Source organism: Curvibacter sp. GW821-FHT09D12 (assembly GCF_059416245.1).
In genome coordinates this window covers 67,120-92,960 of record NZ_JBWKOU010000006.1, presented here as the reverse complement: position 1 = coordinate 92,960, position 25,841 = coordinate 67,120, and the positions used below count along the sequence as shown (strand labels likewise).

22 protein-coding genes are annotated in these 25,841 nt (G+C 66.4%); 3 read left to right on the top strand and 19 right to left on the bottom strand.

What is annotated here, in order from left to right:
• Positions 1–4 precede the first annotated feature (4 nt).
• The 19 genes from AC07PT_RS11695 to lepB all read right to left on the bottom strand — a co-directional run bounded on the left by AC07PT_RS11695 (position 5) and on the right by lepB (position 22,508).
• Positions 5–982, bottom strand: a complete 978-nt coding sequence (locus tag AC07PT_RS11695) for a D-alanine--D-alanine ligase (RefSeq protein WP_492348202.1) — start codon at positions 980–982, stop codon at positions 5–7.
• Positions 982–2,442 carry a UDP-N-acetylmuramate--L-alanine ligase gene (murC, locus tag AC07PT_RS11690; protein ID WP_494656746.1) on the bottom strand — a complete coding sequence of 487 codons (1,461 nt, stop codon included), beginning with the start codon at positions 2,440–2,442 and terminating at the stop codon, positions 982–984. Before murC ends, AC07PT_RS11695 begins: the two co-directional genes overlap by 1 nt.
• Positions 2,439–3,503, bottom strand: a complete 1,065-nt coding sequence (murG, locus tag AC07PT_RS11685; RefSeq protein ID WP_494656745.1) for an undecaprenyldiphospho-muramoylpentapeptide beta-N-acetylglucosaminyltransferase — start codon at positions 3,501–3,503, stop codon at positions 2,439–2,441. The genes murC and murG overlap by 4 nt, the downstream gene beginning before the upstream one ends.
• Positions 3,500–4,774, bottom strand: coding sequence for a putative lipid II flippase FtsW (ftsW, locus tag AC07PT_RS11680; RefSeq protein ID WP_492348199.1), 1,275 nt, complete (start codon positions 4,772–4,774; stop codon positions 3,500–3,502). Before ftsW ends, murG begins: the two co-directional genes overlap by 4 nt.
• On the bottom strand, positions 4,771–6,441 hold the full coding sequence (murD, locus tag AC07PT_RS11675; protein ID WP_494656744.1) for a UDP-N-acetylmuramoyl-L-alanine--D-glutamate ligase: 1,671 nt from the start codon (positions 6,439–6,441) through the stop codon (positions 4,771–4,773). Before murD ends, ftsW begins: the two co-directional genes overlap by 4 nt.
• Positions 6,442–6,444: 3 nt before the next feature.
• Entirely contained in the window at positions 6,445–7,623 is a 1,179-nt protein-coding gene (mraY, locus tag AC07PT_RS11670) for a phospho-N-acetylmuramoyl-pentapeptide-transferase (protein WP_492348197.1), read from the bottom strand.
• Positions 7,624–7,653: 30 nt separating this feature from the next.
• Positions 7,654–9,072, bottom strand: a complete 1,419-nt coding sequence (locus AC07PT_RS11665; RefSeq protein WP_494656743.1) for a UDP-N-acetylmuramoyl-tripeptide--D-alanyl-D-alanine ligase — start codon at positions 9,070–9,072, stop codon at positions 7,654–7,656.
• A gap of 8 nt (positions 9,073–9,080) precedes the next feature.
• Positions 9,081–10,604 (bottom strand): UDP-N-acetylmuramoyl-L-alanyl-D-glutamate--2,6-diaminopimelate ligase, encoded by a 1,524-nt coding sequence (locus AC07PT_RS11660; RefSeq protein WP_494656742.1) that lies wholly within the window; start codon positions 10,602–10,604, stop codon positions 9,081–9,083.
• The gene (locus AC07PT_RS11655; protein ID WP_492348194.1) at positions 10,604–12,337 is read right to left on the bottom strand and encodes a peptidoglycan D,D-transpeptidase FtsI family protein; all 1,734 of its coding nucleotides are present in this window, start codon (positions 12,335–12,337) and stop codon (positions 10,604–10,606) included. Before AC07PT_RS11655 ends, AC07PT_RS11660 begins: the two co-directional genes overlap by 1 nt.
• On the bottom strand, positions 12,334–12,645 hold the full coding sequence (ftsL, locus tag AC07PT_RS11650) for a cell division protein FtsL (protein ID WP_492348193.1): 312 nt from the start codon (positions 12,643–12,645) through the stop codon (positions 12,334–12,336). Before ftsL ends, AC07PT_RS11655 begins: the two co-directional genes overlap by 4 nt.
• 61 nt (positions 12,646–12,706) lie before the next feature.
• Positions 12,707–13,633 carry a 16S rRNA (cytosine(1402)-N(4))-methyltransferase RsmH gene (rsmH, locus tag AC07PT_RS11645; protein ID WP_492348192.1) on the bottom strand — a complete coding sequence of 309 codons (927 nt, stop codon included), beginning with the start codon at positions 13,631–13,633 and terminating at the stop codon, positions 12,707–12,709.
• A gap of 9 nt (positions 13,634–13,642) precedes the next feature.
• Positions 13,643–14,071 carry a division/cell wall cluster transcriptional repressor MraZ gene (gene mraZ, locus AC07PT_RS11640; RefSeq protein ID WP_492348191.1) on the bottom strand — a complete coding sequence of 143 codons (429 nt, stop codon included), beginning with the start codon at positions 14,069–14,071 and terminating at the stop codon, positions 13,643–13,645.
• Positions 14,072–14,376: 305 nt separating this feature from the next.
• Complete coding sequence (gene hslU, locus AC07PT_RS11635; protein ID WP_492348190.1) at positions 14,377–15,711, bottom strand: ATP-dependent protease ATPase subunit HslU; 1,335 nt, start codon at positions 15,709–15,711, stop codon at positions 14,377–14,379.
• A gap of 56 nt (positions 15,712–15,767) precedes the next feature.
• Positions 15,768–16,316, bottom strand: coding sequence for an ATP-dependent protease subunit HslV (gene hslV / locus AC07PT_RS11630; protein WP_492348189.1), 549 nt, complete (start codon positions 16,314–16,316; stop codon positions 15,768–15,770).
• Positions 16,317–16,417: 101 nt separating this feature from the next.
• Positions 16,418–18,274 (bottom strand): STAS domain-containing protein, encoded by a 1,857-nt coding sequence (locus AC07PT_RS11625; RefSeq protein ID WP_494656741.1) that lies wholly within the window; start codon positions 18,272–18,274, stop codon positions 16,418–16,420.
• Positions 18,275–18,310: 36 nt separating this feature from the next.
• On the bottom strand, positions 18,311–19,108 hold the full coding sequence (gene dksA, locus AC07PT_RS11620; RefSeq protein WP_492348187.1) for an RNA polymerase-binding protein DksA: 798 nt from the start codon (positions 19,106–19,108) through the stop codon (positions 18,311–18,313).
• Between the two features lie 251 nt (positions 19,109–19,359).
• Positions 19,360–20,418: a CobW family GTP-binding protein gene (locus tag AC07PT_RS11615; RefSeq protein ID WP_492348186.1), complete on the bottom strand. Its 1,059-nt coding sequence runs from the start codon at positions 20,416–20,418 to the stop codon at positions 19,360–19,362.
• A gap of 163 nt (positions 20,419–20,581) precedes the next feature.
• Positions 20,582–21,784: a class I SAM-dependent rRNA methyltransferase gene (locus tag AC07PT_RS11610; protein ID WP_494656740.1), complete on the bottom strand. Its 1,203-nt coding sequence runs from the start codon at positions 21,782–21,784 to the stop codon at positions 20,582–20,584.
• Positions 21,785–21,842: 58 nt separating this feature from the next.
• Positions 21,843–22,508 carry a signal peptidase I gene (lepB, locus tag AC07PT_RS11605; protein ID WP_492348184.1) on the bottom strand — a complete coding sequence of 222 codons (666 nt, stop codon included), beginning with the start codon at positions 22,506–22,508 and terminating at the stop codon, positions 21,843–21,845.
• Between the two features lie 187 nt (positions 22,509–22,695).
• Between lepB and AC07PT_RS11600 the strand changes: the two genes are divergently transcribed.
• Genes AC07PT_RS11600 through AC07PT_RS11590 form a run of 3 tightly spaced genes read left to right on the top strand, consistent with a single transcriptional unit; the run spans position 22,696 to position 25,840 of the window.
• Positions 22,696–23,715: an HlyD family secretion protein gene (locus AC07PT_RS11600; RefSeq protein ID WP_492348183.1), complete on the top strand. Its 1,020-nt coding sequence runs from the start codon at positions 22,696–22,698 to the stop codon at positions 23,713–23,715.
• Complete coding sequence (locus tag AC07PT_RS11595; RefSeq protein WP_492348182.1) at positions 23,712–24,698, top strand: ABC transporter ATP-binding protein; 987 nt, start codon at positions 23,712–23,714, stop codon at positions 24,696–24,698. Before AC07PT_RS11600 ends, AC07PT_RS11595 begins: the two co-directional genes overlap by 4 nt.
• The gene (locus tag AC07PT_RS11590; RefSeq protein ID WP_492348181.1) at positions 24,695–25,840 is read left to right on the top strand and encodes an ABC transporter permease; all 1,146 of its coding nucleotides are present in this window, start codon (positions 24,695–24,697) and stop codon (positions 25,838–25,840) included. Before AC07PT_RS11595 ends, AC07PT_RS11590 begins: the two co-directional genes overlap by 4 nt.
• Position 25,841 lies beyond the last annotated feature (1 nt).

The window sequence follows — 25,841 nt, the reverse complement described above, 5'->3', positions numbered from 1 at the left end:
CGCATCAGGCTCCGGCCAGAGGTTTGGCGGGGCTGTCGAGCGTGGCCGTGGCCAGCACCTGCAGGCACAGGTCTTCATAGCTCAGACCGGTGGCACGGGCCGACATCGGCACCAGCGAATGGCCCGTCATGCCCGGCGAGGTGTTCATCTCGAGCAGGAAAGGCTTGCGGTCGCTGGCGCGGATCATCAGATCAGCACGGCCCCAACCCCGGCAGCCCAGGGCACGGTACGAGGCCAGCACGATGCGCTGGATCTCAGCCTCTTCCTCGGGCGGCAGGCCGCTCGGGCACTGGTACTTCACGTCGTCGGTGAAGTACTTGTTCTGGTAGTCGTAGGCGCCTTCGGGGGCGACGATGCGGATCACCGGCAGGGCCCGGGCCTCGGCACCGGTGCCCAGCACCGGGCAGGTCACCTCTTCGCCCTCGATGAACTCTTCGCACAGCACATCGGGGTCGTAGCGGGCCGACAGGGTGACCGCGTCCTGCATCTGCGAGTAGCCACGCACCTTGGTCACGCCGATGGACGAGCCTTCGCGCGGGGGCTTGATGATCAGGGGCAGGCCCAGCTCATCGGGCACCTGACGCACCAGCTCGCGGGTCTGCTGCTCGGGCGAGAGCCACACATAACGCGGCGTGGGCAGGCCCTCGGCGCTCCACAGGCGCTTGGTCATGACCTTGTCCATGGCCACACTGGAGGCCATCACACCCGATCCGGTGTACGGGATGCCCAGCAACTCAAGGGCCCCCTGCACCGTGCCGTCTTCGCCGTGGCGGCCATGCAAGGCGATGAAGCAGCGTTGAAAGCCGTGCTTCTTGAGCTCGCTGAGATCGCGCCCCGCCGGATCGAAGGGGTGGGCGTCCACACCACGCGACAACAAGGCCTGCAGCACGCCCTGGCCCGACATCAACGACACCTCACGCTCGGCCGAGGTACCGCCCAGCAGCACCGCCACCTTGCCCAATTCACTTGCCTGGATGTTCATCACCCCTGCCCTCCGACATCGCTCACCACACCCTGCACACCCGCGGCACCCTGAGGTGCCTGCTGTTGCAGCCACTCGACCACCTTGGCCGGCACCCCGCCGATGGAGCCCGCACCCATGCACATCACCACGTCGCCGGCGCGGGCGTTGCGGGCAATGGCCTGGGGCAGTTCTTCAACCCGGTCGACAAACAGCGGCTCGACCTGGCCCGCCACGCGCAAGGCGCGGGCCAGGGCTCGGCCGTCGGCCGCCACGATGGGGGCCTCGCCGGCGGCATACACCTCGGTCAGCAGCACGGCGTCAGCGCGGCCGATGACCTTGATGAAGTCCTCGAAGCAGTCGCGCGTGCGGGTGAAGCGGTGCGGCTGGAAAGCCAGCACCAGGCGACGGCCCGGAAACGCGCCGCGTGCGGCCGCCAGGGTGGCCGCCATTTCCACCGGGTGGTGGCCGTAGTCGTCGATCAGGGTGAAGCGGCCACCGTCAGCCGAGGGCAGTTCGCCATAGCGCTGGAAGCGCCGGCCCACGCCCTTGAACTGGGCCAGGCCGCGCAGCAGGGCCTCGTCTGGAATGCCCAGTTCGACGGCCACCGCGATGGCCGACAAGGCATTGAGCACGTTGTGTTCACCGGCCAGGTTCAGCACCACGGGCAGGTCCGGCAGGGTCACGCCATTGCGGCGCTGCACGGTGAAATGCATCTGGCCGTCCACGGCGCGCACATCGACGGCGCGCACCTGGGCGTCCTCACCGAAACCATAGCTGGTGATGGGGCACTGCACGCGGGGCATGATCTCGCGGATCGCCGGGTCGTCGGAACACAGGATGGCCGTGCCGTAGAAGGGCATGCGGTGCAGGAAATCCACAAAGGCCGACTTCAGCTTGTTGAAGTCGTGGCCGTAGGTCTCCATGTGGTCGGCATCGATGTTGGTCACCACCGCCATCACCGGCAGCAGGTTCAGGAACGAGGCATCCGACTCGTCGGCCTCAACCACGATGTAGTCGCCGCTGCCCAGCTTGGCATTGGCGCCGGCGCTGTTGAGGCGGCCACCAATCACAAAAGTGGGGTCCAGGCCGGCTTCGGCCAGCACGCTGGTGACCAGGCTGGTGGTGGTGGTCTTGCCGTGGGTGCCGGCGATCGCGATGCCGCGCTTGAGGCGCATCAACTCGGCCAGCATGACGGCGCGCGGCACCACCGGAATGCGTTTTTCACGGGCCTTCAGCACCTCGGGGTTGTCGGCCTGCACCGCGGTCGAGGTGACCACGCAGTCCACCTCGTCGAGGTGGGTCGCATCGTGACCCACGAAGGTGCGGATGCCCAGGCCCTGCAGGCGGCGCAGGGTGGCGCTGTCGGCCAGGTCGGAGCCCGAAATGGTGTAGCCCAGGTTGTGCAGCACTTCGGCAATGCCGCTCATGCCGGCCCCGCCGAGGCCCACGAAATGGATGTGACGGATGGCGTGCTTCATCGGGCCAGCTCCTCACAGGCGCTCACCACCTCGGTGGTGGCTTCAATTTTTTGCATCTTCTTGGCTTGCTCTGCCCGCGCCAGCAGGTCGGCGCGGGTGGTTTGGAGAATCAGCCCGGCCAGGTGCTCGGGCGTGAGTTCGGTCTGCGGCAACAGCCAGCCCCCGCCCGCGTCGACCAGGAAGCGGGCATTGGTGGTCTGGTGGTCGTCCACCGCATGGGGGAAAGGCACGTAGACCGCTGCGGCGCCCACGGCCGCGATCTCGGTCACGGTGCTGGCGCCAGCGCGGCAGATGATCAGGTCGGCCTGGGCAAAGGCGGTGGCCGTGTCGTCGATGAAGGGCGTGAGCTCGGCCTGCACGCCGGCGGCGCGGTAGGCCTCGCGCAGGGCGTCGATCTGCTTGGCGCCGCTTTGGTGGATCACCTGTGGGCGCTCGGCCTCGGGGATGAGGGCCAGCGCCTGCGGCACGGTGTCGTTCAAGGCCTTGGCGCCCAGGCTGCCGCCCACCACCAGCACCCGCAGGGGGCCGTTGCGCCCGGCAAAACGCTCGGCGGGGCTGGCTTGCGTGGTGAAACCCGCGCGCAGCGGATTGCCCACCCAGCGGCCCTTGGCCATCACTTTCGGGAAGGCGGTGAACACGCGGTCGGCCACACCGGCCAGGATCTTGTTGGCCATGCCGGCCACCGAATTCTGCTCGTGCAGCACCAGGGGTTTGCCCAGCAGCACGGCCATCATGCCGGCCGGAAAGGTGATGTACCCGCCCAGGCCCACCACCACATCAGGCCGCACGCGGCGTACCACCTGCAGGCTTTGCCAGAAGGCCTTGAGCAGGCGCAGGGGCAGCAGGACCAGGGTCTTCAGACCCTTGCCGCGCACGCCCGAGAAGTCCACCGTCTCGAAGGTGAAACCACGCGGCGGCACCAGCCGGCTTTCCATGCTGTCGGGCCCCCCCAGCCAATGCACGCGCCAGCCGCGCTCGCGCAGGGCTTCGGCCACGGCCAGGCCGGGGAAGATGTGGCCACCGGTGCCACCCGCCATGATGAGGGCGGTCTTGGCGCTCATACGCGGCCTCCCTTCATCATCACCTTGTTCTCGTAATCGATGCGCAGCACCACGGCGATGGTCACCAGGTTCATGAGCACCGCCGAGCCGCCATAGCTCATCAGCGGCAGGGTCAGGCCCTTGGTGGGCAAGGCGCCCAGGTTCACGCCCATGTTGATGAAGGCCTGGAACCCCATCCAGATGCCCACGCCCTGCGCCACCAGACCCGGGAACACCCGGTCGAGGGCGATCGCCTGGCGGCCGATGTGCATCATGCGGCGCGTCATCCACAGGAACAGGCCGATCACGCACAACACGCCCACCAGACCGAATTCTTCGCCGATCACGGCCAGCAGGAAGTCGGTGTGGGCCTCGGGCAGCCAGTGCAGTTTCTCGACACTGCCGCCCAGACCGACGCCGAAGATCTCACCGCGGCCAATGGCAATCAGCGAGTGCGACAGCTGATAGCCCTTGCCCAGGGCGTTGTGCTCGCTCCAGGGGTCGAGGTAGGCAAAGATGCGTTCGCGCCGCCAGGGTGAGGCGGCAATCATCAGGCCGAAGGCGCCCACCAGCACCGCGGCAATCAGGAAGAACATGCGCGCGTTGACGCCGCCGAGAAACAGAATGCCCATGGCGATCACGGCGATCACCATGAAAGCGCCCATGTCGGGCTCGGCCAGCAGCAAGGCCCCCACCAGGGCCACGGCGGCCCCCATGGGCCAGACGGCCTGGAAGAAGCGCTCCTTCACTTCCATCTTGCGCACCATGTAGTCGGCCGCATAGAGCAGCACCGCGAACTTGGCCAGCTCAGAGGGCTGAAAGCTCAACGGGCCCAGTCCGATCCAGCGGCGCGCGCCATACACCACCTTGCCCACGTGCGGGATCAGCACCATGATCAGCAGCAGCAGCGAGACCACGAAAAGCCAGGGCGCGGCCTTTTCCCACACCTTCATGGGCACCTGGAAGGTCAGCAGTGCGGCCACAAAGCCCATCACCAGCCACAAGGCGTGGCGGGTCAGAAAGTAGGTCGGTGTGTAGTTGGCAAAGCGCGGGTTGTCGGGCATGGCCACCGAGGCCGAATACACCATCACCAGGCCCCAGGCCAGCAGGGCCACCGTGACCCAGACCAGCGCCTGATCCACCCCCAGCATGCTGGCGCGCATCGGCTCGCCACGCCCCTCGTCGGCCGACCAGGTGCGCACGGGCAGCACCTCGCCAGCGGCTTTGGAGACGCCGCTGAACCAGCCCGAAAGCCGGCCCGACAGGCTGAGGGAGGCGTTGCGCGTGTTCATGCGAAGCCGCCCTCCAGGGTCTGGCCCGCCTCTTCGGCCAGCAGTTGAACCGTGTCGCAGAACACGCGGGCCCGGTGGGCGTAGTTGTCAAACATGTCGAGGCTGGCGCAGGCCGGCGACATCAGCACGGCATCGCCGGGCTGAGCCAGTTCGGCTGCGAGGCGCACGGCCTCGGGCAAGGTGGCGCAAGTGTCGCAACGCACGCCGCTGTCTTGCAGGGCAGCGCCGATCTGCGGGCCATCACGGCCGATCAACACCACCGCGCGGGCAAAGCGGCTGACAGGTTCGGCCAGGGGCGAGAAGTCTTGCCCCTTGCCGTCGCCCCCCAGGATGACCACCAGGCGCCGGTCGGCGCCCAGGCCCTGCAGGGCCGCCACGGTGGCGCCCACGTTGGTGCCCTTGCTGTCGTCAAAGTACTCGACCTCGCGCACCAGGGCCACCGACTCGACCCGGTGCGGCTCGCCCAGGTATTCGCGCAGGCCATAGAGCATCGGGGCCATCGCACACCCTGCCGCGCAGGCCAGGGCCAGTGCGGCCAGCGCGTTGGTGGCGTTGTGGCGGCCACGGATGCGCAAGGCATCGGCGGGCATCAGGCGCTGGATGTGCAATTCTTCGGCTTCGTCCTTGCGGCGCTTGCGGGTCTCATCGGCCTCCAGGGCGCGCACCAGCCAGGCCATGCCATTGACCACCTCGATGCCGAAATCGCCCGGGCGCTGCGGCATGCCGGCGCCGAAGGTCACGTGGGCCCGGACCTGGGGCTTTTGCAACTTCACCCGCAGCGGGGCCGGCAACATGGCCATCACCATCGCGTCGTCGCGGTTGAGCACCATCAGCGAGCGCTCGCCGAACACCCGGGCCTTGGCCTGGGCATAGGCCTGCAGGCTGCCATGCCAGTCAAGGTGGTCTTGTGTGACGTTGAGCACGGTGGCGGCCGTCGGCTCGAAGCCTGAAATGCCGTCGAGTTGGAAGCTGGACAGCTCCAGCACCCACACCTGGGGCAAGGTGCCGGCCTCCAGGTGCTGCTGCAGCGTATCGAGCAGGGTGGGCCCGATGTTGCCAGCCACCGCGACGGTCTTGCCCGCCCGCTCGACCAGCTGGCCGGTCAGCGAGGTGACGGTGGTCTTGCCATTGGTGCCCGTGATGGCCAGCACGGCCGGGGCGTAGCCCTGGGCCGCACGGACCGGTGGCTCGGGCTCGGCGGCGGCCTCGGGCAAGGCTTCAGAAGCAGGCTCGGTGTCGGTGTCGGTGTCGGTGTCGGTGTCGGTGTCGGTGTCGGTGTCGGTGTCGGAAGGCACGTCGGCCGGGGCTTCGTCCACCTTGGCCAGTTGGGCCAGTGCGTGGTTGAACAGGCTCAGTTCGCCCCCCACCCACAGGCCCGCAGCACGCGCCGGATCACACACCACCGCCACCGCAGCAGGCGACAGGCCGGGCGAGCGGAACACGGCACGCACATCGCTGCCCTCGACCAGGGCGGCACTGAAGGGGCCACCGACAAAGCGGACCTGGGGCCATTCGGCCTGCAGCGCGGCCAGCTGCGGCGGCTGCTCACGGCTGTCGGCCACCGTCACCCGGGCGCCCTGGCGCGCGCACCAGCGCGCCATCGCCAGGCCGGAAGCCCCCAGGCCCAGGATGAGGACAGGCTGATCTTGCAGGGAGGACGGGCTCACGGCTTACCTCAGCTTCAGGGTGGTCAGGCCCAGCAGGCACAACAGCATGGTGATGATCCAGAAGCGGACCACGACCTGGGTCTCTTTCCAGCCGCTTTTCTCGAAATGGTGGTGCAGCGGCGCCATCTTGAGCAGGCGCCGACCCTCACCGTACTTGCGCTTGGTGTACTTGAACCAGCTCACCTGCAGCATCACCGACAAGGCCTCGACCACGAAGATGCCGCCCATGATGGCCAGCACCACTTCCTGGCGCACGATGATGGCGATGGTGCCCAGAGCACCGCCCAGGGCCAGGGCCCCGACGTCGCCCATGAAGACCTGGGCCGGGTGGGTGTTGAACCACAGAAAGGCCAGGCCGGCGCCGGCCATGGCCGAGCAGAAAATCAGCAATTCGCCCGAACCCGGGATGTGCGGGAACAGCAGGTACTTGCTGTAGACAGCGCTGCCGGTGACATAGGCAAACACGCCGAGCGACGAGCCCACCATCACCACCGGCATGATGGCCAGGCCATCCAGGCCATCGGTCAGGTTGACCGCGTTGCTCGATCCCACGATCACCAGGTAGGTCAGGATCACGAAGCCGAACACCCCCAGCGGGTAGCTGACCTCTTTGAAGAAGGGCAGCAGCAGACCGGCCTTGGGCGGCAGGTTGACGTCAAAGCCAGAACGCACCCAGGTGATGAACAGCTCGAACACGCGCAGGTTGGACACCTCGGAGATGCTGAACACCAGGTAAAGCGCCGCCAGCAGGCCGATCACGGATTGCCAGAAATACTTTTCACGCGAGCGCATGCCCTCGGGGTCTTTGTTGACCACCTTGCGCCAGTCGTCCACCCAGCCGATGGCGCCGAAGCCCAGGGTGACCAGCAGCACGATCCAGACGAAACGGTTGCTCAGGTCCGACCACAGCAGCGTGGAGATGGCGATCGACAGCAGGATCAGCACACCGCCCATGGTGGGGGTGCCGCTTTTGCTGAGGTGGCTTTCCATGGCGTAACCGCGGATCGGCTGGCCGATCTTGAGGGCGCGCAGGCGGCGGATCACGGCCGGGCCGGCCAGCAGGCCGATCAGCAAGGCCGTGGTGGCGCCCATGACGGCGCGAAAGGTCAGGTACTGGAACACCCGGAAAAATCCGAACTCGGGCGACAGCGTCTGCAACCATTGGGCAAGACTCAGCAGCATGGTTGCTTCTCCTCAAATACAAACACAGTCTCAGGGCAGCGGCGCATGGGACACCTCCTGAGCGGGGCGGGTGGCGGCTTCGATCGCCGCAATCACGCGCTCCATCTTCATGAAACGAGACCCCTTCACCAGCACCGAGGCACAGGTCGGCAAGGCCGCCAGCACCTCGTCGCGCAAGGCGTCGAAATCGGTGAAATGCCGGCCACCCGCATAGGCGCGGGTGGTTTCGGCGGTCAGTTCGCCCAAGGTCAGCACCTGATCGATGCCGCGCTCACGGGCATAGGCGCCCACCTCGGCATGGAAGGCCGGGCCCTGCTCGCCCACCTCGCCGAAGTCGCCCAGCACCAGCAGGCGCGGCGCAGGCAGGCTGATCAGCACATCGATGGCCGCACGCACCGAATCGGGGTTGGCGTTGTAGGTGTCGTCCACCACCGTCAGCGGGTGGGCGGAAGCGCCCTCACCCAACAAGGCCTGCCAGGCGCGCGAGCGCCCCTTCACCGGAGTGAAGGCGGCAATGCCTTGTTCGATGGCCGCCACCGGCACGCCGGCGCCCAGGGCACAGGCCACGGTGGCCAGCGAGTTACGCACGTTGTGCAGGCCGGCCAGGGCCAGGGTGTAATTAAGCTCGCCCGCCGGGCTGTGCACCTGCACGGCCCAGGCCGCGCCGGTCCAGCGGGCCGCGCGCAGCGTGACCTCGGCGGCCACCCCCTCGGTGGCCGAGAAGCGCAGCAGCCGGGCTGTCGGTCCGGCCAGATCGGCCCACAAGCCGGCATAGGGCTCGTCCGCCGGGAACACCGCCACGCCGCCGGGCATCAACTGGGTCAGCACCTGACCATTTTCGAGGGCCACGGCTTCGACCGTACCCATGAACTCCTGGTGCTCGCGTTGGGCGTTGTTGACCAAGGCCACGGTGGGCGCGGCCAGCGGGGCCAGGTAGGCGATCTCGCCGGGGTGGTTCATGCCCAGCTCGACCACGGCCGCCCGGTGTTCGGGGCGCAGGCGCAACAGGGTCAGCGGCACGCCGACGTCGTTGTTGAAATTGCCGGCCGTGGCCAGCGCGGCCTCGCCCCAATGGGCGCGCAGCACCGAAGCCAGCATCTGGGTGGTGGTGGTCTTGCCATTGCTGCCGGTGACCGCGATCAGCGGGCCCGTGAAGCGCCGGCGCCAGGCTGCGGCCAGGGTACCCAGGGCCAGTCGGCTGTCTGCCACTTCGACGCCGCTCAGGCCGGCCTCGCTCAGGCCGCGTTCAGCCAGGATCGCGCGGGCGCCGGCCGCGGCGGCCTGGGGCATGAAGTCGTGTGCGTCGAAACGCTCGCCGCGCAGGGCCACGAACAGATCGCCAGCCTGCAGGCTGCGGGTATCGGTGTGCACCCGCAGCAAAGGGGTGTCGGGCTGGCCCAGCAGGCGCGCGCCAGGCAAGGCGGCGGCCACTTCAGCCAGGGTGAGCATGCAGGTCGTCAAAGGCCTTCTCCGTTGTGGCGCAGGGCCTCTTCAATGATCTTCTGGTCGGAGAACGGCTGGCGCACGCCTTCGATCTCCTGGTAAGCCTCGTGGCCCTTGCCGGCCACCAGCACGACATCGGCTGGGGCGGCCTGGGCCAACACCTCGCGGATGGCGGCCGCCCGGTCCACCTGCACCTCCACGCAGTGGCGATGGCTCAGGCCCAGCAGGATCTGGCTGATGATGAGCTCTGGCTTTTCGAAGCGCGGGTTGTCGCTGGTCACCATGACCATGTCGGCCTCTTTCTCGGCCACCGCCGCCATCATCGGGCGCTTGATCGGGTCACGGTCACCCCCGCAACCAAACACGCACCAGAGGCGCCCACCGCGTTCGGTGGCTGCCGGGCGCAGGGCCTGCAAGGCTTTTTCGAGCGCATCGGGGGTGTGTGCGTAGTCGACCACCACCAGGGCTTGGCCATCGCCACCCCGGCAGTCCATGCGGCCAGGCACCGGCAGCAGGGTCTGGCAGACCGCCACGGCGGCGTCCAGCGGCACGCCCAGGGCCCGTTGGGCAGCGATGACGCCGAGCAGATTGCTGACGTTGTAGGCACCGATCAGCGCGGTGTGCAGGGTGTGCGTGTGCTCGCCCTCATGGATCTCGAAGCTGAGCCCGCGTGCGCCAAGGCGCAGGCCGCTGGCGCTCAGGCGGGCCGCCCCTTGCAGGGAAACGGTCCAGAGTTCGAGGTGGCTGGCCTTCAGGCGCTCAGCCAGGGCGGCGCCCTGGGGATCGTCCACGTTGACCACGGCGGCCCGCAATCCCGGCCAGTTGAACAACGCCGCTTTGGCCTGCCAGTAGGCCGCCATGCTGCCGTGGTAGTCGAGGTGGTCCTGGGTGAAGTTGGTGAACAAGGCCACACTCACGCGGCAGCCATCGAGTCGGTGCTCGGCCAGGCCGATGGACGAGGCCTCGATCGCGCAGGCCTTCAAGCCCTGGCTCACGAAGCTGCGCAACTGACGCTGCAGCAACACCGGGTCAGGGGTGGTCATGCCGGTGCCGCTGATGTGTGCCAGCGGATCGGCCGCGCCGGGGACCGGCACCCGGCCGGTCCCCAGCGTGCCAACCATGGCGCAGGGTCGGGCCAGGCCGGCGGGCAGGTTGGACAGGGCCTGGGCCAGCCACCAGGCGGTGGAGGTCTTGCCGTTGGTGCCGGTGATGGCCAGCAAATCGAGTTGTTCGCTGGGGTGCTCAAACCACTGGGCGGCGAGGGGGCCGGTGGCCGCCTTGAGGCCTTCGAAACGAGCCACGGGCGCGTCAAGCGGCCAGTCGGCCAGGGCCTCCAGACCGCTGTCTTCAACCACGCAGGCCACCGCACCCTGGGCCAGGGCCGCACGCACATAACGGCGCCCGTCGGTGGCCGCACCGGGCCAGGCGATGAAGGCGGCCCCCGGGGCGAGTTGACGGCTGTCGGGCACGATATCGGTCGCGCCCTTGGCTCGCAGCCAGGCCACCAGCTCGGCAGGGCTTTGGAGAGGCTTCAGCATCAGAAGGACTCCTCGACTTCCTGCGCCACCACCTGGGGCTTGACCGACAGGTCGGGCTGAACGCCCATCATGCGCAGGGTCTGCTGGACCACCTCGCTGAACACCGGGGCGGCCACGGTGCCACCGTAGTATTGGCCGGCACTGGGCTCGTCGACCATCACACCCACGATGATGCGGGGCTTGTCGATGGGTGCCATGCCCGTGAACCACGAACGGTATTTGTTGCTGGCGTAACCCTTGCCGACTTGCTTGTGTGCCGTGCCCGACTTGCCCCCGACCGAGTAGCCCACGGTCTGGGCCTTCATGCCGGTGCCGCCCGGGCCGGCCGCCATCTGCAGCATCTTGCGCACGGCGGTGGCGGTCTGGGGCGAGAACACCTTGACGCCGCTGGCGCGGCTGTCGCTCTTGAGGATGGTGGCCGGAATGATCTCGCCGTCATGCGCAAACGCGGTGTAGGAACGCACCATCTGGAACAGCGAAGCCGACAGGCCGTAGCCGTAGGACATGGTGGCCTGTTCGATCGGGCGCCAGCTCTTGTAGGGACGCACCCGGCCCGACACGGCGCCGGGGAAGGAAATCTGAGGCTTCTGGCCGAAGCCGAGTGCCGAGTAGGTGTCCCACATCTCGTGCGGGCTCATGCGCTGGGCGATCTTGGTGGCGCCCACGTTGCTCGACTTCTGGATCACCCCCTCGACCGTGAGCACGCCGTAATTGTGGGTGTCGGTGATGGTCGAGCCGGTGATGGTGAGGCGGCCCGGGGTGGTGTCGATGATGGTCTGGGGCGTGATGCGACCCGCCTCCAGGGCCATGCCCACGGTGATGGGCTTCATGGTCGAGCCAGGCTCGAAGGTGTCGGTCAGGGCGCGGTTGCGCAGTTGCTCGCCGCTCAGGTTCTGGCGCTTGTCGGGTTGGTAGCTGGGGTAGTTGGCCAGGGCCAGCACTTCACCGGTGCTGGAGTCGATGACGACAACACTGCCTGCCCTGGCCTTGTTCGCGATCACGGCCTCGCGCAGGCGTTGGTAGGCAAAGAATTGCACCTTGCTGTCGATGCTGAGTTCGATGTCACGGCCATCCATCGGGGGGATCTGCTCGCCCACGTCTTCCACCACGCGGCCGAGGCGGTCCTTGATCACGCGGCGTGAACCGGGCTTGCCGCCCAGGTCTTTGTTGAAGGCCAGCTCGATGCCTTCCTGCCCCTGGTCTTCGACATTGGTGAAGCCGACCACGTGGGCGGCGCTTTCGCCCTCGGGGTACTGGCGCTTGTATTCCTTACGCTGGTAGATGCCCTTGATGCCGAGTTCGGCCACCTTGCGCGCCACGGGTTCATCGACCTGGCGCTTGATCCAGACAAAAGACTTGTCTTCGTTTTCGAGTTTCTTGTTGAGCTCGGCCAGAGGCATCTCGATCAGGCGGGCCAGTTCACGCAGCTTGACCGGGTCGCGGTCCACGTCTTCAGGGATGGCCCACAGGCTGGGCGCCGGCACGCTGGAGGCCAGGATCAGGCCATTGCGGTCCAGGATGCGACCACGGCTGGCCGGCAGTTCGAGCGTGCGCGCAAAGCGAACCTCGCCTTGACGTTGGAAGAAGGCGTTGGCCACCACCTGGATGTAGGCGGCGCGGGCCGCCAGCCCCAGAAAACCGAGCGCCACCACGGCCACGATGAACTTGCTGCGCCAGACCGGGGTCTTGCTGGCCAGCAAGGGGCTGGAGGTATAGAGCACGCTGCGGCTCATGGCTTGCCCTTGGCAGCGTCGCCCTGGGCGTCGGCCTGGGGGCCGCCACTGTACTGGACGTATTGGGTGATTGACGGCGTGGCATTGCGCATCTGCAGCTGCGTGCGGGCCAGTCGCTCGATGCGCGAGGGCGTGGCCTGGGCACGCTTCTCGACTTGCAGGCGGTCGTTCTCGAGTTCGATCTTGCGCGCCTCGGCCTGGGCCCGGTCCAGCGCCATGAACAGGCGACGCGACTCATACTGGTTGTGCACCAGGTACAGCGCGCTGAGCACGATGGCCACCAGCAGGACCAGGTTGAGACGGGTCACGCGCGCAGCCCCCCACAGCCAAGGGCTGCAGCCAAGGTGACGACGGGCTGGCGCCAAGCGCTCATGCCACCTCCGTGCGTTGGGCCACCCGCATGATGGCGCTGCGTGCGCGCGGGTTGCGGGCCACTTCGGCCTCACCAGGCTTGATGCGGTCCAGGGCCTCGAACTTCATGGGCTGCGGCGCGGCAAAGGGGGCACGACGGTCGTACACCTCTTTGGAATGCTTGGCCACGAACTGCTTGACGATGCGGTCTTCCAGCGAGTGGAAGCTGATCACGGCCAGTCGTCCACCGGGTGCCAGCACCGACAGCGAGGCCTCTAGCGCTTGTTGCAGCTCTTCAAGCTCGGCGTTGATGAAAATCCGAAGAGCCTGAAATGTGCGCGTTGCAGGGTTCTGGCCCGGCTCGCGGGTTTTGACCGTGCCAGCCACGAGCTCGGCCAGCTCGGCGGTGGTTGAAATTGGGCCCCGTTCCTGTCGGCGAGCCACAATCGCCTTTGCAATCGGAAAAGCAAACCGTTCTTCGCCGTAGTCACGTATCACCTCCGAAATCTGTTGAACTTCCGCCGTGGCCAGCCACTCGGCCACGCTCTCGCCGCGCGTGGTGTCCATGCGCATGTCCAGCGGGCCATCGAAGCGAAAACTGAATCCACGCTGCGGGTTGTCGATCTGGGGTGAGCTCACGCCCAGATCCATGAGGACACCCTGGACGCTGCCGGCCGGCAGCTCGCCCAGGTGGCAGAAACCCTCGTGCCTGATGGAAAAACGCGCATCGGAGATGCGCGCGGCTTCCTGGATGGCATCGGGGTCTTTGTCGAATGCGATCAGCCGGTCATGCGGTCGCAAGCGCGAAAGCAGAAGACGCGAGTGACCGCCGCGCCCGAACGTGGCGTCCACATAGGTGGCCGGGCTGTCGGGCGGGGGGTTGCCCAGCAAGGCGTCGACCGCCTCGTCGAGCAGGACCGTGGTGTGTTGAAAAGGGTTGTCCACCGAGGGGCCTCAAAAAGAAAAGTCCTTGAAGACCTCGGGCATGTCGCCCTGCATGGCCTTGGCTTCCTGCTCGTCGTAGGTCGCCTTGTCCCAGAGCTCGAAGTGATTGCCCATGCCCAGCAGCATGGTGTCTTTGGCGATGCCGGCAGCCTGACGCAGCTCAGGCGAAACCAGCACACGGCCGGTTCCATCCATCTCGACGTCCATGGCGTTGCCCAGAAAGATGCGCTTCCACCACTGGGCGGACATCGGCAACTCGGCCACACGCTCGCGGAATTTCTCCCATTCAGGGCGCGGAAAAATCATCAGGCAGCCATGAGGGTGCTTGGTGATGGTCAGTTGGCCAGCAGCGGTCGCGCTCAGGACGTCACGATGCCGGGTCGGCACAGAAAGCCGGCCCTTCGCATCCAGACTCAGAGACGAAGCCCCTTGAAACACGACAGCACACCCCAGGTTGATTTCCGGTGCAGAAGTGGCGAAAACAGCTTTTGAAGGCACTTTTCACCACTTAATTGCACTTTTTTCCACTGTAGCAGGAAATGCTCACGCCGCAAGAGGACTTGCCACAATTTTTTGTAATGAAATCAAGGACTTAGAGACCAAACCGAAAGTCACGCTCAGTCAAAAATCCTTCCAGGTGAAGCACTTAGCTCAGGCTCTGAAAGTGAACTGTGAAGCTCCAGTGAAGCGCAAACGCGCCCAGGCGGCCCTGGTTGGGCCGCCTGGGCAGGGGGCTCAGATTGTCAGAGGATGTAACGCGACAAATCCTCGTCCTGGCTCAATTCAGCCAGGCGCGCATCGACAAAATCGGCATCGATGCGCACGGTCTGGCCCTGCAGCCGGGCAGCGTCGAAGCTCACTTCGTCGAGCAGGCGCTCCATGACGGTGGACAGGCGGCGGGCGCCGATGTTTTCGGTGCGTTCATTGACCTGGAAGGCCGTGTGAGCCAGGCGGGTGATGCCTTCGGGGGTGAACTCCAGGGTGACGCCTTCGGTGGCCAGCAGGGCCTGGTACTGCTTGACCAGGGAGGCATGGGTCTGAACCAGGATGGCCTCGAAGTCTTCGACCGACAGCGACTGCAGCTCGACCCGGATCGGAAAACGCCCCTGCAATTCGGGGATCAGGTCGCTGGGCTTGCTCAGGTGGAAAGCGCCCGAGGCAATGAACAGGATGTGGTCGGTCTTGATGATGCCGTATTTGGTGGACACGGCCGTGCCCTCCACCAGCGGCAGCAGGTCGCGCTGAACGCCCTGGCGCGACACCTCGGCGCCACTGCCTTCGCTGCGCGAGGTGACCTTGTCGATTTCATCGATGAAGACGATGCCGCTTTGCTCGGCATGGCTGAGTGCCTGGGCCCGGATTTCCTCTTCGTTGACCAGCTTGGCCGCCTCTTCGTCAACCAACTGGCGCAGTGCATCGGCAATGCGCAGTTTGCGCGTCTTGCGCTTGCCCTGCCCCATCTGACTGAACATGCCACGCAGTTGCTCGGTCATTTCCTCCATGCCGGCGGGGCCCATGATCTCCAGGGGCTGTTTGTTGTCGGCCAGATCGATCTCGATCTCGCGGTCGTCGAGTTGGCCTTCACGCAGTTTTTTGCGAAAGGCCTGGCGGGCGGCACCGTCCGGTGCGGGCTCGGTCGCTTCGCTGCCAAAGACTGGGCGGGCCGGCGGAATGAGGATGTCGAGGATGCGGTCTTCGGCCGCGTCTTCGGCCCGGGTACGCACCTGGCGCTTGGCCGTTTCGCGGGCCTGCTTGACCGCCACCTCGGCCAGGTCGCGGATGATGGAGTCGACATCCTTGCCCACATAACCCACCTCGGTGAACTTGGTGGCTTCGACCTTGATGAAGGGGGCATCGGCCAGGCGGGCCAGGCGGCGTGCGATCTCGGTCTTGCCCACGCCGGTGGGGCCGATCATGAGGATGTTCTTGGGGGTGATCTCGGGGCGCAGCTTGGCATCCACCTGCTGACGACGCCAGCGGTTGCGCAGTGCAATGGCAACCGCACGCTTGGCACTGGCCTGACCGACGATGTGATTGTCCAGTTCGGACACGATTTCCTGGGGGGTCATGGAAGACATGGGCAGATCCTGGGGAGCCTGCCAGCGCCTGGGGCTGGCCGGCTGAAACGGGCAAATCAGTCGAGGGTCTCGAGGGTGTGGTGCATGTTGGTGTAGATGCACAACTCGCCAGCAATCGCCAGCGACTTGCGCACCACCTGCTCGGGTGGCAGATCGGTGTTCTCGATCAGGGCCTTCGCAGCCGAGTGCGCATAAGAGCCCCCCGACCCGATGGCCACGATGCCCTGCTCGGGCTCCAGCACATCGCCATTGCCGGTGATGATGAGCGAGGCCTCCCGGTCAGCCACGGCCAGCATGGCCTCCAGGCGGCGCAGCACACGGTCGGTGCGCCACTCCTTGGTCAGTTCGATGGCCGAACGCACCAGATGGCCCTGGTGCTTTTCCAGCTTGGCCTCGAAGCGCTCGAACAAGGTGAAGGCGTCCGCGGTGGCGCCGGCAAATCCGGCCAGCACCCGGCCATGGTGCAGCTTGCGCACTTTGCGTGCCGTGCCTTTGACAACGATGTTGCCCAGGGTCACCTGGCCGTCGCCACCAATCGCCACCAGCACGCCGGAGGGGGTTTGCCGACGCACGCTGAGGATGGTCGTTCCGTGAAATTGTTCCATAGTGTCTTGAGATAAGGGCGCAGCGCCGATTTGCAACGGGTCATCAACCACTCGTCGCGCCGCTGGTCAGCCCGAGCGCCCAGGGCGCCGGGACGGGGGGGTCAATCCTGCCGGGGAATCACCCTGGCATGCTCATTGATGCCGATCACATTGAAAAACACGGCCACAAGCCGGTTCAGGTGCAGGAACTGGACCTGGGTTCCCTCTGCCTGGCGGGCCGCGGCCCAATTGAGCACCGAGCCTGCCGCCAGAAAGTCGATGCGCACCAGACGGGCGCAATCGACCACCAGCACGCGGGGAATCTGGTAGCCCGGCAAGGGCACGGGCAAAGTCCCCTCGATGTCGGTGGTCACCTCACCCGACAGTGCCACCGAGATCGGCGAAGACACCCCCATGCTGGTGTCCATCTGAGACATTTCACCCACCAGGGCGGTCGAGGCAAATTCGGTCTGGTAGCGCGAAGCCTGGGCGGGCATGACATCCGGCGACGGTGGCCGAACCAGCACGGCAGAACCGTCACCAGAAAGCACCAGACACTCGCAATACGGCGCCTGCCACGACGGTGGCGACAACTCGTAGGTCACGCAGTAATCCAGCGCCACCAGCTCGAACTCTTCGGCCCGGCCCAGCAATCGCAGCGACTCCATGCGCAGGCGCCACCAGGACTGAGGGGTGTCTGCGTGTCCGGAAGGGGTTTGTGTGCGCAGCAGATCGTCCAGCGCGGCCAGGCCTTGCCAGCGCAGGCGCACCCGCGAGCTGGCCCAGTCGGCCACCAGATCCGCCAGGGGCTCGACCGCCGAGGGCTCGATGCGGCTCAGGCGCGACCAATCCAGCAGCCAGGGCGATGCCGCCCGCTCCAGGGCCACCTTGAGGGCCCGCACAACGTCGGATGTCAGCACCGGTGGAGCGATCCACTGGTAGCCTGGCCCTTGATCAGCCACGTCAAAGCTGTGCAGCCGCTGCCCTGGCTCCTCGGACCATTGGCCCCACACAGGACCGGACTTGCCGAAGATGCCAGCGAAATCGATGGCCGCGCTGTCAAAGCGGTCTTGCTGGCCGGTGGAGCGGTACAGATCGAACAAGGCCATCCACAAGGGCTCGCGCCGGATCAGGCTGGGCTGGCGCAGCAGCTCCAGCACCGCCGATTCGGCCGCCTCGACATCGCCATTGGCGTAGCGTATCGCGGCTTCTTCGAGCTCGGGCAGGTGCACAAAAACCTGCGAATCGGGCACGAAGGTCTGCGTAGCGCCAAAGTCGATGGGCGAGGAGGAGGACTGCGGCTGCACCGCCGTGGGTGCGAAGGCCGGGAAATGGGTGGCGGGCTGGGTGGCATCCCAGCGCGTGCCGGCAGGAACGGTGCTGGGCATCAGGCTGCCCGGCTGAGTGGTGAGGTTGCGCAACATCGACGGACTGACCGTCGAACTCGGCATGCTCAAGGGCATGGCATCGGAGGGCAGCACCGGCGGCTTGCCAGCAGCGGCAGCGGCCGCTGCAGGTGCGGCTTGCGCCGCCAACGGAGCGGCCGCGGAATCCATCCCCAGCGGGCGGGTGGGGGCAAACGCATTCGGCGACACCGCAGGCGTGCCGGGCGGTGGTTGCCCTTGCTTGGCGCGCCACCACTGCATCGACATCTGGGCCTCGATCTCGTCGATCTTCTTGAGGGTGCCGGCACGGTCTTCGATGCGTGAAGCCAGGCTGCTCTGGAAAAACGAAGGCCGGGCCGGGTCGACCGGGGGATTGAGGGCTTCACGCTTGCGCAGCTTGCGCAATTGATCAAACTCGCGGCGGCGCACAAAATCGTTGCGCCGCTTGCGCTCAATCATTTCCTTGAGCGCCTGCTTGTTGTATTGGCTGTCGCGATCTTCCTCCGGCTGGTTCAGATCGCCCCAATTGGTGGTGGGGCTTGTGACAAAGCGCACCACCTTGGACAAGAGGCCGGAAGGATCTTCTTTGGTCATGGAGACGCCAGCTGCAGAGCCAGGGCGAACGCAGGATCAGTCGCCGAACATCTTCTGCTTGAGCTCGCGGCGCTGTTGCGCCTCAAGCGACAGGGTGGCGGTAGGGCGGGCCAGCAGGCGGCCCACGCCAATCGGCTCACCGGTTTCATCGCAGTAACCATAGTCGCCAGCGTCGATGCGGACAATCGACTGCTCGATCTTCTTGAGCAGCTTGCGTTCACGATCGCGGGTGCGCAACTCCAGCGCATGCTCTTCTTCGATGGTGGCGCGGTCAGCAGGATCGGGCACCACCACGGTGTCTTCGCGCAGATGCTCGGTGGTTTCACCGGCGTTGTTCAGCATGTCCTGCTTGAGGCGGGTCAGCTTGAGGCGGAAGAAAGCCGTCTGCTTTTCGTTCATGTACTCGGTGTCGGGCATGGCGAGCACTTCTTCGTCCGTCAGCTGTTCAACAGACTTGGTCTTCCAGTTGTTGGCCAGCTTGGGGTCTTTCTTGATCGCCGAAAGGGAGGGCGAAGCGTTCATTGTCGTAGGCATGGTGTTGAGAAAGCTGGCTTTGGCGGCGGTGGACGCCACGGCTGAAGCCGTGGCCATGGATGGTACGGTTAATTGGGTCAGTCTGGAAGATGGGCGCGCACTGCGTTGCGGAGACCCATCTTCGGCAGGGGCAGGAACTTCGTTCCCGGCACGCACGGCTGACGCTGGATCGGCCGGCTTGCGAGTCACCGTCTTGGCCGAATCCGGTGTTGCCGGAGAGGCCGCTGCCTTCATCACTGCGCTGGCCGTCTTGGCCACCACCGGTGCTGCCGCCTTGGTTTTGCTGGCGGGGGCTTTCAAAGACTGTCTCCTCGCAAGGCCGGCGCCATCGCCTCAAGCCAGCGTGCCGGCTTGAAAGAGCCGGTGCGCAGGACCGCTCTTTGACCGGGGCGCGATTGTATAGGGATGCGCCCGCGTGCCGTCAACCGTTGCAGAATCGAGACATTCATGACCCACCGCCCCCGCAAAAAGACGCAAGTCTAGGGCTTTTGCCTGCTCAGGCAAGCCCATTTGCTGCATTTTTGATACGGAATGACGATCGAGTCACTCGATCAGACCAGACACTGCTCCAGCCCCTGCAAAAAGATGTCGCGCGGCAGGTCGATGCCGATGAACACCATCTTGCTGACGCGGGCTTCGTCGGGTCCCCACTGGGGGCCCAGGTCGCTGCCCATCAGCTGGTGCACGCCCTGGAAAATCACCTTGCGCTCGGTGCCCTGCATGTTGAGCACACCCTTGTAACGCAGCATGCGCGGGCCATAGATGTTGACGATCGCGCCCAGGAAGTCCTCCAGCTTGGCCGGGTCGAAAGGACGCTCGGCCTTGTAGGCAAAACTTTTCACGTCGTCATCATGGTGGTGGTGATGACCGTGTCCGCCGTGCTGGTGCGAGGGGTGGTTGCAGGCCTCGCCCGGCGCATGGTCATGGTGATCATGGTGGTGATCGTGATCGTCTTCCTTCAGGAAATCCGGATCAATGTCGAGCTTGGCGTTGAGGTTGAAGCCACGCAGGTCGAACACCTCGCTGAGCGCCACCTCACCAAAATGCACGGCTTTCTGAGCGGCGCGCGGGTTCATGTGGGACAGGCGATGCTTCAGGGCCTCGACCTCTTCGGGCGCCACCAGATCGGTCTTGCTGATGAAGATCTGGTCGGCAAAGCCCACCTGACGACGGGCTTCCTGGCGATCGTTGAGTTGCTGCGCCGCGTGCTTGGCGTCCACCAGGGTCAGGATGGAGTCGAGCAGGTAGGTTTCAGCGATCTCTTCGTCCATGAAGAAAGTCTGGGCCACCGGGCCCGGGTCGGCCAGGCCGGTGGTCTCGATGACGATGCGCTCGAAATCGAGCATGCCTTTGCGGCGCTTGGCCGCCAGCAGTTGCAGGGTCTCGCGTAGGTCTTCACGGATGGTGCAGCAGATGCAGCCATTGCTCATCTGGATGATCTGCTCTTCGGTGTTGCTGACCAGGATGTCGTTGTCGATGTTCTCTTCACCAAACTCGTTCTCGATCACGGCGATCTTCTGGCCATGGGCCTCGGTGAGCACGCGCTTGAGCAAGGTGGTTTTACCGGAACCCAGAAAACCGGTGAGGATGGTGACGGGAATGAGGGCCATGACAAGACTTTCAGCAAATGAGAGACGGCAGAAGTGGGGCGGCAGCAGCGGCGGGCGGGGTGCCCTGGGGGTGGACGCGGCGGGCGCATGCAACACCCGGGCCAAACCCCTGATCTGAGGAGTTTAGCCCCGGTTTTCAAGCCCTGCCGGGCAAGGGCTTGGCTCAGCGCCGCACCACCACCAGGCCCTTGAGGTACTCGCCCTCGGGGAAGGCAATCGTCATCGGGTGGTCCGGGGCACCGCCCAGGCGTTCGGTGATGTAGCCGTCCACCCCGGCATCGCTGCCGGCCGAGGCCACGATCTTGTGGAACAGATCGGCACTGATGCCACCCGAGCACGAGTAGGTGAACAGCACGCCCCCGGGCGCCAGCAGCTTGAACGCCAGCCGGTTGATGTCCTTGTAGGCGCGGGCAGCCCGGTCGGCATGGGCCGCGGTCGGAGCAAACTTGGGCGGATCCAGGATGATCGCGTCAAAGGTGCGCCCCTCGGCCCCGAAACGGCGCAGCGAAGCATTGACATCGGCATCGAGAAATTCGGCACGCTCGGCCGCAAAGCCGTTCAAGGCCACGTGGGCCCGGGCCCGCTCCAGGGCCGGCGCCGAAGAATCGATCGAGGTGACATGGGCCGCGCCGCCGGCCAACGCAGCCACGGTGAAGCCACCGGTGTAGCAGTAGCAGTTCAGCACGCTGCCGAACTGACGCTGGCGGGTGACTTCGGCAAAGCGTTGGCGGCTGTCGCGCTGGTCCAGGTAGAAGCCGGTCTTGTGGCCCTCGGCCACATCCAGCGTCAATTGCCAGTCGTGCTCACGCAGCGTGATGCCGGTGGGGGCTGGCTGGCCATCGGGCAAGGTGCCGCCGCGCAGCCAGCCCGTGACCTCGGGCAGGCCCTCCAGCGCACGCGAGCTCGCGTCAGATCGCTCGTACAACTTGCTCAGGCCGGCTTCGCGCAACAGGGCGTCGGCCAGCACGTCTTTCCAGCGCTCCATGCCAGCGGTGCCGAACTGGGCCACCAGGGTGTCGTCGTAGCGGTCCACCACCAGGCCCGGCAAGCCATCCGATTCGCCATGCACCAGGCGGATGCCGTTGCTCTGCACATCGAACCAGGCGCGCGCCGCGATGGAACGTTTCACCGCCGCCCCCATGAAAGCCGCATCGATGCGCTGGGCCTCGTCAAAACTCCAGACCCGCGCCTTGATCTTCGAGGCCGGGCTGAAGGCGGCCCAGGCCAGAAAGCGCCCGTCGGCGGCCTCGACGCGCACGGTTTCACCGGCGTCGCCGCCGCCCTTGGCAATGGCCGAGTCAAAAATCCAGGGGTGGCGGCGCAGCAGCGAGCGCTCCTTGCCTTCGCGCAGTCGAATCGTTTTCATGGGGCGGAATTGTCCTTCCTTTTACCGCCCAACCTAAAAAGACGACCTTTCACCCACCTCAAAGGCGTTGCCCAAAGCGCTCGAAGCGCGGCATCCAATGCCCCAGGATGTCGGCCGACACCAGCACGCCCCGGGCCTGGCCGATCAGCAAGGCCCTCGGCACGAAGCCGATGTAGCGCGAATCGGCACTGTTGTCGCGGTTGTCACCCAGCATCAGGTACTGCCCCTGGGGCACGGTGACCGGGCCGAAGCTGGAGCGGGCCGACACCCCCTGCAGCCATTGCACGCGGCGCTGGTGTCCCTGGATGGACTCGGTCAGCCGGGTGGCTGGCCGCTGCATTCCGTCTTGCAAGGGCTCCTTCAAAACCTCGGCCTGCTCGTAGCGGGCCTGTTCGCCGTTGATCCACAGCACTTCATCACGCATCTCGACCACGTCGCCGGGCAGGGCCACCAGGCGCTTGATCAGTCGGGTGCCGTCCTGCGGCGACGAAAAGGTGACCACGTCGCCGCGCCGCGGCTCGCCCAGGTGGGCCAGCACGACATCGGTCAGGGGCAGCTTGAGGTCATAGGCCAGTCGGTTGACCAACACCACATCGCCCTCCAGCAGGCTGGGCCGCATGGAACCCGAAGGGATGGGGTTCCAGTCGGCCACGGCCGTGCGGAACAGGCCAAAGCCGATCAGCAGCAACAGAAAGGAACGGTTGGAACGGAGCCAGTACCACATGGCGTTTTTGCCTTTCACAGCAGACCGTCCCCAGGAAGAGACCGCTCGTCTGCCCAGCCGCAGTATGGGGCCCGCGCGGCCGGCCCGCATGCCTGCCGCGGCGCGCTTAAGTTTGGGCTAAGCCAGCGCCCCAGCAGCCCTTGACATGAATCAAGTCAACACAGGGGGCAGGCGACCAGAATGCCCCATGCCCTCCCTCGCCCGCCCCCTCCAACTGACCGCCTGGCGCCGCCCCTCGCCACCGGCACTGGCTCTTCCACTGAGCTTGCTGCTGCTCCTCAGCGCCTGTCAGCCCGCGACCGAACCGGCCTGGTCGGGCTATGTCGAGGGCGACTATGTGTACCTCTCGGCCCCCGTGGCGGGCACCCTGCGCACGCTCCCGGTGCAAAAAGGCCAGACGGTGTCGGCTCAGGCCCTGTTGTTCAGCCTGGACGACCAGCCCGCCCAGGCCGCACGAGCCGAAGCCGATGCCCGGCTGGACACGGCACGCCACCAGGCCGACGACAGTGCCAAGGGCCGGCGACTCGACGAAATCGCCGTCACCGAGGCCCAACTGTCGCAGGCCCGCGCCCAGGCCGACCGGGCCCAGACCGAATGGCGACGCAACCAGCAGTTGGTGGACCAATCCTTTGTCTCTCGCTCTCGCCTGGACGACGCGGCCACGGCCGCCCGGCAGGCCCAGGACCGGGTGGATGAGTTGCAGGCCGCCCTGCGGGTGGCCCGGTTGCCCGCGCGCAGCGACGCGCAGGCGGCGGCCCAGGCCAGCAGCCGCGCCGCGGCACAGGCCCGGGAGCAGGCCCTGTGGCGCGAGCAGCAGACACGCCAGTACGCCCCGGCCGCCGGCCTGGTGGCCGACACCTTTTTCCGGGTGGGCGAGTACGTGAACGCGGGCCAACCCGTGGTGGCCCTGCTGCCGCCCGAACGGCGCAAGGCCCGCTTCTACGTGCCCGAAGACCAGCGCGGCGCGCTCAGCCCGGGGCAGGTGGTGAGCCTGAGCTGCGATGGTTGCGGCCCCCCCATACCCGCCCGCATCAGCGCCCTCTCGCCCCAGGCCGAATACACCCCACCGGTGATCTACTCCAACAGCCAGCGCGCCCGCCTGGTGTTCCTGGTCGAGGCCCTGCCCTCACCCGCCGATGCGCTGCGCCTGCCACCGGGCCAGCCCCTGGATGTTCGCTTGGACGTGCGCGCCGGGGCCAGGCCATGAACCCGGCTCAGGACGGGCCGAGCCCACCAGGCTGGGCCATCGATGTGCGTGGTCTGACCAAGCGCTACAACGGTCGCGAGGTGGTGCGCCAGGTCGATCTTCAGGTGGCACCCGGTCGCATCTGCGGCTTTCTGGGGCCGAACGGCAGCGGCAAGACCACCACCATCCGCATGCTGTGCGGTCTGCTGACACCCGACGCCGGCGAAGGCCAGTGCCTGGGCCTGGACATCCGGCGCCAGGCCGCGGCCATCAAGCGGCAGGTCGGCTACATGACGCAGAAGTTCGGGCTGTACGAGGATCTGTCGATCCGCGAGAACCTGGATTTCGTGGCCCGCCTGTTCGAACTGGACCGGCGTCGCTACAGAGTCGATCAGGCCCTGGAACGCCTGGGCCTGGCCAGCCGGCAGACCCAATTGGCAGGCGCCCTTTCCGGGGGCTGGAAACAGCGCCTGGCGCTGGCAGCCTGCCTGCTGCACGAACCCCGCCTGCTGTTGCTGGACGAACCCACGGCCGGCGTCGACCCCAAGGCGCGACGCGAGTTCTGGGACGAGATCCACCGCCTGGCCGCCGAGGGCATCACCGTGCTGGTGTCCACCCACTACATGGACGAAGCCGAACGCTGCCACGAACTGGTTTACATCGCCTACGGTGAAGTGCTGGCACGCGGTACGGCCGAGCGGATCGTGGCCGAGTCCGGCCTGTGCGTCTGGTCGGTCCAGGGCCTGGGCGCGGGCACCGACCTGACCGCCTTGGTGGCCCCCTTGAAGGTCGCCCCCGGCGTGCTCAGTGTCGCGGCCTTTGGCCAGTCGGTGCACGTGGCCGGCCGCGACCCGGCCCGCCTTCAAGCCGCCATCGAGCCCTGGCGGCAACGTGCCGACCTGCATTGGGAGCCTGCCGCACCGGACTTGGAGGATGTGTTCATCAGCCTGATCGGACAGGCAGCCGACAACTTCGGCCCAGGCACCCCACGGGAGTCCGCATGAGCCTGAGCCTCCACCGCTTCAGCCTGGCCCGCATGCTGGCCATCTTCATCAAGGAATGCCAGCAAATGCTGCGCGACCGGCCCACCTTTGCCATGGCCGTGGGCGTACCCATCCTGCAACTGGTGCTGTTCGGCTACGCCATCAACACCGACCCCAAGGGCCTGCCCACCGCCCTGGTGAGCACCGATGCCAGCCCCATCGCCCGCAGCCTGGTGGCCGCGATGCAGAACACCGGCTACTTCCACATCACCCGCCAGCCGGCCAGCGAGGCCGAGGGCGATCGCCTGATCGAAGATGGTGAGGTGCAGTTCCTGATCGTGATCCCGCCTGATTTCTCGCGCCGGCTGGTGCGCGGCGAACACCCGGCGCTGCTGGTCAGCGTGGACGCCACCGACCCCAGTGCGGCCAGCAACGCGATGGCGGCACTGGGCCAGTTGACCCCCACGGCCCTGCAGCATGACCTGGTCGGGCCGCTGCAGGCCCTGCGCCCGGGGCTGGCCCCCTTCGAGCTGCGCATCCACCGGCGCTACAACCCCGAGGGCCTGTCGCGCTACAACATCGTGCCGGGCCTGATCGGCACCATCCTGACCATGACCATGGTGATGCTGACCGGCTTGGCCATGACCCGCGAGCGCGAGCGTGGCACGATGGAAAACCTGCTGGCCACCCCGGTGCGCCCCCTGGAGGTGATGGTGGGCAAGATCCTGCCCTACGTGGTGCTGGGCTACGTACAGCTGGGCGTGATCCTGGCAGCCGCCTGGGCCTTGTTCGAAGTGCCCATGGTGGGCAGTCTGGGCTTGCTGATGGGCATGATCGGCCTGTTCATGCTGGCCAACCTGGCGGTGGGCTTCACCTTTTCGACCTTGGCGCGCAACCAGTTGCAGGCCCTGCAGGCCACCTTCTTTTTCTTTCTGCCCTCGATGCTGCTGTCGGGCTTCATGTTCCCGTTCCGCGGCATGCCAGTGTGGGCCCAGCGCGTCGGCGAGGTGCTGCCGCTGACGCACTTTCTGCGCATCGTGCGCGGCATCCTGCTCAAGGGCAACGGGCTGGCCCAGCTCTGGCCCGATGTGTGGCCGCTGCTGGCGTTTCTCGGTGTGGCAGGCGCGCTGGCGTTGTGGCGATACCGCCAGACCCTGGACTGAT